Origin of the sequence: Micromonospora sp. B006, assembly GCF_003408515.1 — a bacterium.
In the GTDB taxonomy this organism is placed as follows: domain Bacteria; phylum Actinomycetota; class Actinomycetes; order Mycobacteriales; family Micromonosporaceae; genus Micromonospora; species Micromonospora echinospora_A.
Genome location: NZ_CP030865.1, coordinates 4,681,500 through 4,694,700, shown reverse-complemented (window position 1 = coordinate 4,694,700; position 13,201 = coordinate 4,681,500). Strand labels below are relative to the sequence as shown.

Here is a 13,201-nt window from a genome sequence, read left to right as displayed (position 1 = left end):
GGGGCCCATGGCGGCTACCCAGACGGAGGCTCGACTGCTCGTGGTCGAGGACGATCCCAACATCCTCGAACTGCTCTCCGCGAGCCTGCGCTTCGCGGGCTTCGACGTGGCCACTGCGACCAGCGGCAGCGCCGCGCTGAACGCCGCCAAGGACCACCGGCCCGATCTGGTCGTGCTGGACGTGATGCTGCCCGACCTGGACGGCTTCGAGGTCATCCGGATGCTCCGCGAAGGCGGCACCCGTACCCCGGTGGTCTTCCTGACCGCGCGCGACGCCACCGACGACAAGATCCGCGGGCTCACCCTGGGTGGCGACGACTACGTCACCAAGCCGTTCAGCCTGGAGGAGTTGACCGCCCGGATCCGGGCCGTGCTGCGGCGTACCGCGACCGGTGAGCAGGTGCCGTCCCGGCTCACCTTCGCCGACCTGGAGCTGGACGAGGAGACGCACGAGGTGCACCGCGCCGGTCAGCGGGTGCAGCTCTCGCCGACCGAGTTCAAGCTGCTGCGCTACCTGATGCTCAACGCCAACCGGGTGCTCAGCAAGGCGCAGATCCTCGACCACGTCTGGAACTACGACTTCCGCGGTGACGACAACATCGTCGAGTCGTACATCTCCTATCTGCGCCGCAAGGTCGACAACACGCAGCCGCGGCTGATCCACACGCTCCGGGGAGTGGGATACGTGCTACGCAAGCCGGCGGCGTGAACGTCGTCCACGACGCGAAGGGCAGGCTGCGTAGCGTCCCGCTCCGGCTGAAGCTCGTCGCCTCGGTCCTCGCGCTCGTGGCCGCGGCCCTGGTGGTGATCAGCGTGTCTACCGCCTATTTCCTGCGCAGCTATCTCGTCGGGCAGATCGACACCGAGCTGAGCGACTCGGTGAACCGGTTCGAGTCGATCCCGCCGACCGGTATCACGTTGCCCAGCGACTACCTCGTGGTGCTGACCAGCCGGGGCAGCGGAGAGGTCGACGGCGGAATCGCCTACGACACGGATCGGTTCCAGGAGCGGGACCTGCCGAGCTGGCCCACCGAGGTGAGCGGGTTCCGGAAACTGGAGGGAGACCCTTTTACCGTCCGGGCGCGGGACAGCTCGGTTCGCTGGCGGGTGCTCTACACCCAGTTGCCGAACGGGCAGATGGCGTTGATCGGGGAACATCTGACCGATGTCGACATGGCCGTGCGGCAGTTGGTGTGGATCGACCTCCTGGTCGGCGGCGCGGTGCTGATCTCGCTGGCGTCCGTCGGCGCCGGGATCGTGCGTACCAGCCTGAAGCCGCTCGTGGAGATAGAGCGTACGGCGGCTGCCATTGCCGGCGGTGATCTGACCCGGCGGGTGCCCGACCCGGAGATGGGACGGCCGTGCCCGACCTCGGAGCTGGGCCGCCTGTCCCGGGCGCTGAACGCGATGCTGGCCCAGATCGAGGCCGCGTTCACCGCGCGGGCCGCCTCCGAGGCGGCGGCGCGCAGCGCCGAGATGGGCGCGCGGGACGCGGCCGCGTACGCGCAGGCGTCGGAGGCGCGGGCCCGCCGGTCCGAGGAGCGGATGCGGCAGTTCATCGCCGACGCCTCGCACGAGCTGCGGACGCCGCTGACCACCATCCGGGGCTTCGCCGAGCTGTACCGGCAGGGCGCGGCGCGCGCGCCGGAGCAGACCGCCGACCTGCTGCGCCGCATCGAGGACGAGGCGTCCCGGATGGGGCTGCTGGTGGAGGACCTGCTGCTGCTGGCGCGGATGGACCGGGAACGGCCGATCGCGCTGGCCCCGGTGGAGCTGCCGGTGCTGGCCTCGGACGCGGTGGAGGCGGCCCGGGTGGTCGACCCGGACCGGCGCATCGAGCTGGAGCGGGCGCCCGGCGCCGGCCCGCTGGTGGTGCTCGGCGACGACGCCCGGCTGCGCCAGGTGATCGGCAATCTGATGACGAACGCGCTCACCCACACCCCGTCCGATGCCTCGGTGACGCTGCGGCTGCGGGCGGAGGCGGGCAACCTCGCCGTGGTGGAGGTGGCGGACACCGGTCCCGGCCTCACGCCGGAGCAGGCCGAGCGGGTCTTCGAGCGGTTCTACCGGGTGGACGCCGCGCGTACCCGGCGGGCGGGCGGGCCGATCAGCACCGGCCTCGGCCTGGCCATCGTGGCCGCGCTCGTGGCCGCGCACCACGGCACCGTCGAGGTGGACGAGACTCCCGGTGGCGGGGCGACGTTCCGGGTGAAGCTGCCGCTGCTGCCCGAGGCGCCGGAGCCGGGCGAGTGACGTTCAGAAAACTTCCAGGCGGATTCCAGGCTGATGACAGTGCCACGGGGAAAACTGGTGCCATGACCGACCACGAGACCGATCCGCAGCGGTCGCCGGCCCCCGCCGACGCCGAGCCGTCGCACCACACCGCCGAGCTGCCCCGCGTCGAGAGCGGGACGTCGGACTCCTCGAACACCCCGGCCGCCGCGCCGGTTCTGGCCGACGCCCCGGCCGCCGGAACCACGGCGCAGCCCGGAACCACGAACCCCGCCGCCGCGCCGGCCGGCCCGTATCCGCCGCAGGGCGGGACGCCGTACCAGGCCGCGGCGCAGCAGCACCACCCCTGGTACGGCCAGCAGCACCAGCACCAGCAGCAGCACGGCTGGGCCCAGCAGCAGGGCGGCTCCGGCTATCCGTCGGCGCCGCACAGCGGCGGGCCGGTCCCGTCGTACCAGGCGCAGCCGTACCAGGGACAGCACGCGCAGCACGCGCAGCAGGGCTACCAGCCGTACCAGGCCGGGCAGCCGACCCCGCCGTGGGGCGCGCCGCAGCCGGCGCGGCCCAGCCGGGCCGGGAAGTTCATCGGCGCCGGCGCGCTGGCGCTGGCCCTGATGTTCGGCTCGGGCGTGGCCGGCGGCGCGCTGGCCCTCGCGCTCGACCCGGACGGCCCGACCCGTACCTACTCCGCCGCTCCGATCATCAACAGCGCCGACCTGCCCAAGATCGCGGCTTCCGTCCAGGACAGCATCGTCACGATCATGACGGGCAGCGGTGAGGGATCCGGGGTGATCCTCAGCGCCGACGGGTTCGTGCTGACGAACAACCACGTGGTCGCCGGCGCCGGCGGCGACACCGTCCGGGTGGTCTTCGCCAATGGCAAGAGCGCGTCCGCCAAGATCGTCGGGACCGACCCGAAGACCGACCTCGCGGTGGTCCAGGCCAGCGGGGTGAGCGACCTGAAGGCGGCGAAGTTCGGCGACAGCGACGCCATGCAGGTGGGTGACCAGGTGCTCGCCCTGGGCAGCCCGCTCGGCCTGCAGGGCTCGGTCACCGCCGGCATCCTCAGCGCCCGCGACCGCACCATCCAGGCGGGCAGCGGCCAGCAGAACCCGCAGCAGGGCGCCAGCTCGATCTCCGGCCTGCTGCAGACCGACGCCCCGATCAACCCGGGCAACTCCGGCGGCGCGCTCGTCAACACCCGGGGCGAGGTGATCGGCATCAACACCGCCATCGCCACCGCCGGGCAGGGCAGCACCGGCAACATCGGCGTGGGCTTCGCCATCCCGAGCAACAAGGCCAAGGACGTGGCCGAGAAGCTCCAGCGCGGCGAGAAGATCAGCCACCCCTCGCTCGGGGTGAGCGTGAACGGCGCCGAGGACGGCGGCGCGCTCGTCGCCGCCGTCACCCCTGGCAGCCCCGCCGAGAAGGCCGGGATCCAGCGCGGCGACGTGATCACCAAGTTCGGCGACAAGGTGATCAACGACTCGAACGATCTGGTCGGCGCGGTGCAGGCCGGCAAGGTCGGCGACCGGGTCGAGGTCGAGTACAAGCGAAACGGATCCGCCGAGACCGCAACCGTGACGCTCGCCGAGACGTCATAGTCCGAAGACCTGCCTCCCTCCTGGGCGGCGGGCGGCGGAGCCAAGGGGGTTGGCTCCGTCGCCCGCCGCCCCTCCTCTTTCTCACCCGGCGCGGGTGAGACCGGCTCACCCGCGCCGGGGCCACGCTGGGGGCATGACCATCACGTCCGCCGTGCGCACCGACCAGCAGATCCAGCGCGACGTCCTCGCCGAACTGGACTGGGACGCGCAGACCAGGGCCACCGAGGTCGCCGTCACCGTCGACCGGGGCGTGGTCACGCTGGCCGGGCGGGTGGACAGCTACGCGCGGCGGTGGGCCGTCGAGCGTTGCGCCCACCGGGTACGCGGAGTGCGCGCGGTCGCCAGTGACCTGGAGGTCGACCTGACCGCCACGGACCGGCGTACCGACGCCGACGTCGCGATCGCGGCCAGCCGGGCGCTGGAGTGGGACAGCTTCGTGCCGGCCGAGCGGCTGGACGTGACAGTCGCCGACGGCTGGGTCATGCTCCGGGGCGCTGTGGAGTTCGGCTTCCAGAGCCGGACCGCCGAACGTGAGCTGCGCCGGCTGCGCGGCGTACGCGGGTTGACGAACCTGATCGAGGTACGGCCCCCGGCCCCGCCCAGCGACGAGCAGCAGCGCCTCGACCTGCGCCGCCTGCTGCTGCGGCGTACCGGCACCGAGCGGATCGACGCCCGGGTCGACGGCGACACGGTGGTGCTCGACGGCGTGGTGGGCGCCTGGTGGCAGCGCGAGGAGGCGGAACGGGCCGCCTGGGCCCTGCCGGGCGTACGCGAGGTGCACGTCGGGATCGTGGTGTCCGGCTGAGCCGCCGGGGCGTCGTTTACCGCGGGCCGGGCCGGGAACCCGCGGCCCAGCGGGTACGCCGGGGACCGAGCGGGGAGGACTCGTGGCCGTGAACCAGCAGTCCTCGGAGCGCGGGCAGGCCGGGCCGCTGCGGATCGCGATGGTGGTGCCGCCCTGGCTGTCGGTGCCGCCGCCCGGCTACGGCGGGCTGGAGACGCTGGTCGCGGGGCTGGTCGACGCGCTCGTCGAGCGGGGCCACGCGGTGACGCTGTTCGGAGCCGGGACCGGGCACGGCACCTCGGCCGACTTCGTCTCCACCTGTGACGAGTTGCAGTACGAGCGGATGGGCGAGTCGCTGCCCGAGCTGGCGCACCTGGCCCAGGTCGACCGCCTGATCGGCCCGGCGGACTTCGACCTGGTGCACGACCACAGCACGATCGGCCCGCTGGTGGCCGGACGCCGCCGGGTGCCCACAGTGGCGACTGTGCACGGCAATCCGGTGGGCGAGTACGGCACGGTGCTCGGCAACACCGACCGGGGGGTGGGCCTGGTCGCCATCTCGCACGCGCAGCGCCGGGCGAATCCGGGGCTGCCCTGGGCCGGCACCGTGCACAACGCGATGCCGCTGCGGGACGTGCCGCGCAAGGGGGCGCCCGGGACGGGACCGGTGCTCTGGCTGGCCCGGTTCAGCCCGGACAAGGGACCGGACGTGGCGATCGCGGCGTGCCGCGCGGCCGGGCTGCCGCTCACGCTGGCCGGCAAGTGCAACGAGCCGGGCGAGCGCCGCTATCTGGAGCAGGTGGTACGGCCGCTGCTGGGCGAGGACGTCACGCTCGTGCTGAACGCCGACCGCGAGGCCGCGTGGCGGCTGCTGGTGGAGGCCCGCTGCCTGATCATGCCGATCCAGTGGGCGGAGCCGTTCGGCATGGTGATGGTGGAGGCGATGGCGACCGGCACCCCGGTGGTGGCGCTGCGCCGGGGCGCGGTGCCGGAGCTGGTCCGCTCCGGGGTCACCGGCTTCGTCTGCGACGACGCCGACGAGCTGCCGGCGGCCCTGCTGGCGGCGGCCGACCTGGATCCGGCCGACTCCGTCGCCCACGTCGCGGAGAACTTCTCGGTGGGGCGGATGGCCGCCGACTACGAGGCGGTCTACCGGGGCTTCCTGGCCGCGCGAGCGGGCACGCGGGCGCCCCGGGCCGTCGCGCCGGCAGTCGCGGGCTGACCCGTCAGGTCTGCCCGGCCACGAGTTCCGCGGCGGCGGCGTCGAGTCGCCGCGCGTACCCGGGGGTGATGCTGCCCTCGCGCCGACGTTCGTCGATCTTGGCGCGGAGCCGGTCCACGGCGGCGGTCACCTCGCCCTCACCGCTCGCGGCGACCGCGTTGCGCAGCAGGTTGCGCAGGTCGACCCCGACGTCCTCGCGGATCTGGCCCTCCGCCAGCCCGGCCTCGATCAGCCCGTCGACGCGTTCGGCGGCGTCGGCCTGGCCGGTCGCGGGCGGGCGGTTGCCGCCGGTGGGGGGCGCGCTCGACGGCGCGGCCGGCGCCGTGGTGACCGGCGGCGCCGCCGCGGGCGGGACGGTGGTCGGCGGCTGGACCGGCCCGGCGGTCGGCAGCACCCGGGGGTCGTCCGGCCGGTCCGGCGTCAGCGCGGGCACGAGCAGCGCGGCGGCCGCGACCACCGCCACGCCGGCCGCCGCCAGCACGAGGACGCGCCGCCGGCCCGGCGCGGCGGCCGGGGTGTCCGGCGGGAGCGGGTCCGCGGCCGGCCCGGGTAGCGGGGGAGCAGGCGGGGGCGGCAGCGCGGGCAGCGTCATGGTCGGCGCCAGCATGGTGGCGGCCTGCGGGTCGGCGGGCAGCATCTGGTCGCGCAGCACGGCCGCCACCCGGTGCGCGCTGGGCCGCCGTCGCGGGTCGCGGGCCAGGCAGCGCAGGCAGATCTCCGCGACCGGTCCGGGCAGTCCCGGTACGCCGTCCAGGCTGGGCTCCGGGCTCTCCGCGAGCGCGGCGCTGAGCTGCTCCCAGGTCTCCGCCGGGTACGGCGGCTGCCCGGTCAGCGTCTCGAAGAGCAGCACACCGAGCGAGTAGACGTCGGTGGCCGGCTGGGCCGGCGCCCCGTCCAGCCGTTCCGGCGCCACGTACGCCGGGGTGCCGAACGTGCCGCCGTCCTCGTCGTCGTCCGGCGTCCCGATCCGGGTGGCGATGCCGAAGTCGAGGACCTTCGCCCCGGTGCGGGTCATCATCACGTTGGCCGGTGTCACGTCCCGGTGCACGATGCCGAGCCGGTGCGCCGCGGCGAGCGCCTCGGCCACCTGGGCGCCGGTCTCCACCGCTGCCGGCCACTGCAGCGGCCCTTCGGTGAGCCGGTGTTCCAGCTCCTCGCCGGCGAGCAGCTCCATCACCACGAACGAGGTGATCGAGCCGTCCGGCGCCACCGTCTCGCCGTAGTCGTGCACGGCCGTGACATGTGGATGGTCGAGCTGGGCGGCCGAGCGGGCCTCCTCGCGCACCATGTCGCGGAACCGGGCGTCGGCGGCGAGTGAGGGCGCGAGCACCTTGACCGCCACCACCCGGTCGAGCACCTCGTCCCGGGCTCGCCAGATCACCGACATGCCACCGGCGCCGATCCGGTCGATGAGCCGGTACCGACGGGCCAGCAGACGGCCGGCCTGGAGTGTCGCCATCAGCTCGCACCTGCCTGGGCTCGGGAGCGCTATCAGGTTGCGTGAATGTGTCTTACCTGTCAACAGTCCTCGCGGCGTCGATTGCGGGGCGCGCATTCGCGATGGCTCCCGGTCACCGCCGGGACCAGCGGGGACGCCCGCCCGGCCGGTTGTGGGCCGCGTGCCAGGATGAACGTCATGGCAGCGGGTCCGGTGGCGTTCGTGCTCGGCGGCGGGGGAGTGCTCGGCGCGGTCGAGGTGGGGATGCTGCGCGCCCTGTTCCGCGCCCGGATCAAACCCGACCTGGTGCTGGGCACCTCGATCGGCGCGGTCAACGGCGCCCTGGTGGCCGCCGACCCGACCGAGGCGGTCACCGACCGGCTGGTCCGGCTCTGGGCCTCCCCGGAGGCCAGCGAGGTGTACGGCGACTCGGTCGCCCGGCAGTTGCGCCGGTTCGCCGCCCGTACCCATCTGCACTCGCCCCGGCCGCTGTACCGCCTGCTGGAGAGCACACTGGGCGAGGACACCACCTTCGCCGACCTGGCCGTGCCGTTCCGCTGCTGCGCCGCGAACATCGAACGCGCCGCCGAGCACTGGTTCCACAGCGGACCGCTGGTGCCGGCGGTGCTCGCCTCCGCCTCGGTGCCCGGGCTGCTGCCTCCGACCCAGATCGACGGCCAGCACTACATCGACGGCGGGGTGGTCAACTCGATCCCGGTCGGCGAGGCGGTGCTGCTCGGCGCGAAGCAGATCTTCGTGCTCCAGGTGGGCCGGATAGAGCGCGAGCTGAGCCCGCCGCGCCGCCCCTGGGAGATCGCCCAGGTGGCGTTCGAGATCGCCCGCCGGCACCGGTTCGCGCGGGAGATGGCGGCGCTGCCCGAGGGCGTGGAGGTGCACGTGCTGCCCACCGGCGGGCTGGAGCCGCGCGACGACAGCCCGTGGGCGTACCGGGACACCGCGGCGGTGGGACGGCGGATCAGTCGCGCGTACACTGCCTCCCGCCGATACCTGGACACCGCGCTGGAGCGCTGATGCCGTTGCCGCCCCGCTGGCTCCGCCGGCTGGTGCTCGCGCCCGGAGTGGTGCTGCTCGCCTTCTTCGTGGTGACCACGCTTCCGGCCTGGGCGCTGCTCGCGCTCGCCGCGTCGCCGCTGGTGCCGGGGCGGCTGCGCCCGCTGCGGCTGCTCTGGATCGGCACCGTCTACCTGGTCTGGGACGCCGCCGCGCTGCTCGCCCTCTTCCTGCTCTGGCTGGCCTCGGGCTTCGGCGTCTACAAGCGGTCGCCGGCCTTCCAGCGGGCCCACTACGTGCTCGCCGGGTGGTTCCTGCGGGTGATGTTCTGGCAGGCCCGGTGGACGCTGCGGCTGAGCATCGACGTGGTCGGCACCGACCCGGACACCGCCCTGCCCGGCCGCCCCGAACTGGTGGTCTGCCGGCACGCCGGGCCCGGCGACTCGTTCATCCTGATCCACGCGCTGGTGAACTGGTTCAACCGGGAACCCCGGATCGTGCTCAAGGAGACGCTCCAGTGGGATCCGGCCATCGACGTGCTGCTCAACCGGCTGCCCAACCGGTTCATAGCGGCCGGGCCGGACGGGCGCGACTCGGTGACCCGGCAGGTCGGGCACCTGGCAACCGGCCTGGACGACGACGACGCGTTCGTGATCTTCCCGGAGGGGGGCAACTTCACCCCGTCGCGGCGGCTGCGCGCGATCGACCGGCTCCGCGGGCTCGGGCTGGAGCGGATGGCGCGCCGCGCCGAGCGGATGCGGCACGTGCTCGCCCCGCAGCCGGGCGGGCTGCTCGCCGCGCTCGACGCCGCGCCGGACGCCGGGGTGATCTTCGTGGCGCACACCGGCCTGGACCAGATGCTCACGGTCGCCGACGTGTGGCGCGAGCTGCCGATGGACAAGCGGATCGTGATGCGTTTCTGGTCGGTGCCGCCGGAGGAGATCCCGGCCGGCAAGCAGGAGCGCATCGACTGGCTGTTCGACTGGTGGGCCCGCATCGACACCTGGATCGCGGCCAACCGCAACGGCACGGCAGACGACGCCTGAGCGCAATCGCCGCGCGTGTTCAGCGCGGTGCCAGGTCCGCCGCGTAGGGTGCGCTGGTGGACCAGATCTGCGTGGTGACGACTGTGGTGGACGCCCGCGGGGTCGCGGACGTGCTGGCGGCCGCGGCCGTCGCCGGCCGGCTGGCGGCCTGCGCCCAGGTGGGCGGGCCGGTGGACAGCACCTACTGGTGGCAGTCGGCGATCCAGACCACTGCCGAGTGGCAGGTGCGGTTCAAGACCGCGCCGGACCGGGTGGACGCGCTGGTCGACCAGCTCCGCGCCAACCACCCGTACGAGGTACCGGAGATCCTGGTCAGCCGGGAGGGCAGCGGCAACCCCGGTTACACCGCCTGGGTGCACGAGCAGACCCGGCCCTAGGTACTCCTACTCTGTCCGTCCGCCCCGCCGCCCGCGAAGCTGGCCGGGTGGAGAACACCGGCTACCCCTGCCCCGGATGCGGCGCTCCGGCCGACCTCACCGCCGGATGCCGCGGTTGCGGCCGCCCGCCCTATCCGCCCGCCGCCGAGGTGATCCGGCTGGACCGGGAGATCACCGAGCTGGTGCCGCGCGTCGAGGCGGCCCGGCTCGCGTACCACGATCTGTCCGGCCGCCTGTCCACGGCCCGGCAGCGGCGGTCGGCGCTGGCCGCCCGGATCCGTCAGGAGATCCCCGTGCCGGGCCCGGTCACCGTGCCCGTGCCGCAGGCCGCCGGCCCCGCGCCGCTCCCGGTCGCCGCGCCGGCGCCGCCGCCGCGTGTGGTTGCGCCCGCCGCTCCGGTACGCCCCGGCGGCGCGGAAACCTCCACCCGGGCGGTGCAGGGGCTGCTCTTCGTCCTGGGTGGACTGCTGCTCGGCACCGCCGCCGTGGTGTTCACCGCTGTCGCCTGGGCCACGTTCGGGGTGACCGGCCGGGCGCTGGTGCTGCTCGCGGTCACCGCGCTGGCCCTGGCCGCGCCGCTCGTCGCCCGGGCGCGCGGGCTGCGCGGCACCGCCGAGACGCTCGCCTCGGTGGGGTTGCTGCTGGTGGTCCTGGACGGGTACGCCGCCTGGTCGGTGAACCTGTTCGGGGTCACCGGCCTGCCGGGTAGCCGCTACGCGGCGCTCGTCGCGGCCACCGGCGCGGCCGTCGCGGCCGGGTACGGGCTGATCAGCCGCCTCGCCGCGCCCTGGTTCGCGGCGTGGCTGCTCGCGCAGCCGGTGCTGCCGCTGGCCGCTGCGGCGTTCCGGCCCACTGCCGCCGGCTGGGCGCTGGTGCTGACCGCTGTGGCGCTCGGCGACCTCGTGGTGGTGGCCGTGCTGCGCCACCGGACCTCCGACAGGCGCGGCGCGCTGGTGGCCGGGCAGGCGCTGGGCTGGATCGGGCACGGCGCGGCGCTGGTCCTGGCGGCCGGCTGCGCGCTGGTGCCGCTGGCGGTCGGCCACGCGGCGGGCACGCCGCTGCTGGCCGGTGGCCCGCTGCTGGTGGTGGCGCTGGCCCTGCTCGTCGGCGCGCTCACCGCGGGTGGCCGGACGTGGCGGGCGACGACCGCCGGGCTGCTGGTGCCGGTGCTGGCGGTCGCGCTGATCCGGCCGGTCGCCGAGCTGCGTCCCGGGCTGCTGCTGGTCGCCGCCGCGCTCGTGGTCGCGGCGCTGGCCGGTGCGGTGCGGGCGCTGCCGGCGTCGGTCCGGACCGGCCCGCGGGTGGGCGCGCTCGCGGTGGCCGCCGCGCTGGGCCAGGTCGCGGTCGTGCTCACCGGCCTGGTCGGCGCGGCCACCGCGAGTGCCTCGTTCCCGGCCTGGCAGGGCGGGCGGGACGTGCCGGTCCCGTCCTGGGGCTGGCAGCTCCCGGCGGCCCTGCTGCTGACCGCCGGCGCGGTGGCGCTGCTGACGCCCCGGGCCGCCCGGCCGCTGGTCGGCGTGATCGCCGCCGGGCTGGTCGCGCTCGCCGCGCCGGCCGTGACGGCGACGCCGTGGCCGCTTGTGCTGGTCGTGGACCTCGCGACGGCCGCCGCGCTGCTGCTGGCGGCGGTGGCCCGGCCGCGCCCGGGCCGGGTGGCCGTCCCGGTCGCCGCCTCGGCCGGTGCGGTGCTGCTCGGGCACGCGCTGCTGGTCGGCTTCGCCGCGCCCGCCGGGGCGGTGGCGGTGCTCGCCGTGACGGCGCTGCTCGGCGTGACGGTGGCCGGGCTGGGCCGGCGCGGGCTGGGCGCGCAGCCGGTCGTCGGCGGTGTCGCGCTGGCGGTGGCGCTGGTCGCCGTACCGGCGGCGGTGGCCGTCGCGCTGTTCGGCCTCGGCGCGCCGCTGTGGTGGCAACTGCGGGGCGCCACCGCCGCCGTCGTGGTGCCGGTCGTCATCGTCCTCGCCGTCCGTCGCCTGTGGACCGACCTGACCGGGTACGCCTCGACGGGGCTCGCCGTGGCGCTCGCCGGGACCGGCCTCGTGCCGCTCGTCGCGCCGGGCGGGGAACCGGTGGCGCTGTACGCGGCGGCGGGAGTCCTGCTGGCGCTCGCCGCCGGGGGCGGCTCCCGGCCGGCGGCCGCCCCGCGCGCGGTGGGCGCCGCGCTGGCCGTGGTGGCGTTGCTGGCCACCGCACGGACCGTGCTGCTGGTGCTCGCGGATTTGCCGGTGCGGCCCGGGTCCGGGGTGCCCGCCGCCGCGGCGGCGTCTGCCGAGACCGCCCGCGCCGGGCTGGTGCTGCTGCTCCTGGGCGCCGCCGCCGGGGCGTACGCCGCGACGGATCGCCGCGTCGCGTGGTGGGTCGCCGGGGCGCCGTTCGGCGCGGTGGCGCTGCCCGTCCTGGCCGAGGCGGCCGGCGCGCCCTGGCCGGTGGTGCCGGCGACGGCGTTCGGGATCGGGCTGGCCGCGCTGCTGGCCGCCGCGCTCACCGGCGCGTACCGGGCGGTGCTCGTGCCGCTGGCCGTGGTGCTGGCGGTTCCCGGGTTCGGCGGCCTGGTCGCCACCCGGGCCGGGACGCTCACCGCGCTCGGTGTGCTGGTGGTGGCCGGTGCGGTGACCGGGATGGCCGGGCGGCCGGCGGTGGTCCGGATCGTGGGGTGGCTGGGCGCCGTCGCGGCGGCCACCGGGTTCGCCGTCGTCGCGTCGCTCACGGCCGGGCAGTCGCTGCGTACCGGGGCGTTCGCGGTCCTTGCCGTCGCGGCCGTGACGCTGCACGCGGCGCCACTGCTGCGCGGGGTGCGATCGGGCGGCCCGGGCAGCGCAGGGCGGGCCGGCGCGTGGGCGCTGGAGGCGGCGGCGCAGGCAGTGGCGCTGCTCGCGCTGCTGCTCGCGGGCGGCTCGTTGCGGCACGCGGCGGCGGTCTGCGTGCTGTGGGGCGTGGCCGTCGCGGTCCGGGTGCTGCGCCGGGCCGAGTCGCCGGACGGGCGTCGGGTGCTGGCCGCGGTCGCGGCGGGCAGCGAGCTGATCGGCGGCTGGCTGGTGCTCGCAGCGCGCGGGGTGGTCGTGCTGGAGGCGTACACGCTGCCGGCGGCGGCGCTCGCCCTGGGCGCCGGGGTGCTGGCACTGCGGCGCCGGCCCGGGCTGACCAGCTGGCTGGCGCTCGGCCCCGGGCTCGGCGCGGCGTTGCTGCCGAGCCTCGTGTCGGTGCTGGTCCTCGCTGAGCCGCAGCCGTGGCGGCGGCTGGCGCTCGGCGCGGCGGCGGTGGCAGTGGTGTTCGCGGGGGCGGCCCGGCGCTGGCAGGCGCCGGTGGTGCTGGGTGCGGCCACGCTGGTGCCGCTGGCGCTGCACGAGCTGGCCCGGGGCTGGGACCTGCTGCCGCGCTGGATCTTCCTGGGCCTCGGCGGGCTGCTGCTGATCGGGCTGGCCGCCACCTACGAGCGGCGCCGGCGCGACGTGGTCCGGCTGCGCGACGCCGTCGCCCGGCTCAGCTGATC

The 13,201-nt window shown here is 75.6% G+C and carries 10 protein-coding genes; 9 read left to right on the top strand and 1 reads right to left on the bottom strand.

Features of this window, described 5'->3' with window-relative positions; translation table 11 throughout:
* The first annotated feature begins 7 nt into the window (after positions 1 to 7).
* From MicB006_RS21020 to MicB006_RS21000, 5 genes are all read left to right on the top strand, one after another.
* Entirely contained in the window at positions 8 to 709 is a 702-nt protein-coding gene (locus MicB006_RS21020) for a response regulator transcription factor (protein ID WP_116508402.1), read from the top strand.
* Complete coding sequence (locus tag MicB006_RS21015; protein WP_116508400.1) at positions 706 to 2,253, top strand: HAMP domain-containing sensor histidine kinase; 1,548 nt, start codon at positions 706 to 708, stop codon at positions 2,251 to 2,253. Before MicB006_RS21020 ends, MicB006_RS21015 begins: the two co-directional genes overlap by 4 nt.
* A gap of 62 nt (positions 2,254 to 2,315) precedes the next feature.
* Positions 2,316 to 3,836, top strand: a complete 1,521-nt coding sequence (locus MicB006_RS21010) for a S1C family serine protease (RefSeq protein WP_116508398.1) — start codon at positions 2,316 to 2,318, stop codon at positions 3,834 to 3,836.
* Positions 3,837 to 3,969: 133 nt separating this feature from the next.
* Complete coding sequence (locus MicB006_RS21005; protein ID WP_116508396.1) at positions 3,970 to 4,641, top strand: BON domain-containing protein; 672 nt, start codon at positions 3,970 to 3,972, stop codon at positions 4,639 to 4,641.
* Between the two features lie 88 nt (positions 4,642 to 4,729).
* The gene (locus tag MicB006_RS21000; protein ID WP_370013502.1) at positions 4,730 to 5,842 is read left to right on the top strand and encodes a glycosyltransferase family 4 protein; all 1,113 of its coding nucleotides are present in this window, start codon (positions 4,730 to 4,732) and stop codon (positions 5,840 to 5,842) included.
* A 4-nt stretch (positions 5,843 to 5,846) separates the two neighbouring features.
* On the opposite strand, the gene MicB006_RS20995 is transcribed toward MicB006_RS21000, so the two are convergent.
* On the bottom strand, positions 5,847 to 7,301 hold the full coding sequence (locus MicB006_RS20995) for a serine/threonine-protein kinase (protein ID WP_116508393.1): 1,455 nt from the start codon (positions 7,299 to 7,301) through the stop codon (positions 5,847 to 5,849).
* A gap of 177 nt (positions 7,302 to 7,478) precedes the next feature.
* Between MicB006_RS20995 and MicB006_RS20990 the strand changes: the two genes are divergently transcribed.
* From MicB006_RS20990 to MicB006_RS20975, 4 genes are read left to right on the top strand one after another with little or no spacing between them, the layout of a single operon-like run.
* Positions 7,479 to 8,312 (top strand): patatin-like phospholipase family protein, encoded by an 834-nt coding sequence (locus MicB006_RS20990; protein WP_073828718.1) that lies wholly within the window; start codon positions 7,479 to 7,481, stop codon positions 8,310 to 8,312.
* Positions 8,312 to 9,337, top strand: a complete 1,026-nt coding sequence (locus tag MicB006_RS20985) for a 1-acyl-sn-glycerol-3-phosphate acyltransferase (protein WP_116508391.1) — start codon at positions 8,312 to 8,314, stop codon at positions 9,335 to 9,337. Before MicB006_RS20990 ends, MicB006_RS20985 begins: the two co-directional genes overlap by 1 nt.
* Before the next feature lie 56 nt (positions 9,338 to 9,393).
* Positions 9,394 to 9,714, top strand: coding sequence for a divalent-cation tolerance protein CutA (gene cutA, locus MicB006_RS20980; RefSeq protein WP_073828716.1), 321 nt, complete (start codon positions 9,394 to 9,396; stop codon positions 9,712 to 9,714).
* A gap of 47 nt (positions 9,715 to 9,761) precedes the next feature.
* Positions 9,762 to 13,199: an SCO7613 C-terminal domain-containing membrane protein gene (locus MicB006_RS20975; RefSeq protein WP_116508389.1), complete on the top strand. Its 3,438-nt coding sequence runs from the start codon at positions 9,762 to 9,764 to the stop codon at positions 13,197 to 13,199.
* Positions 13,200 to 13,201 lie beyond the last annotated feature (2 nt).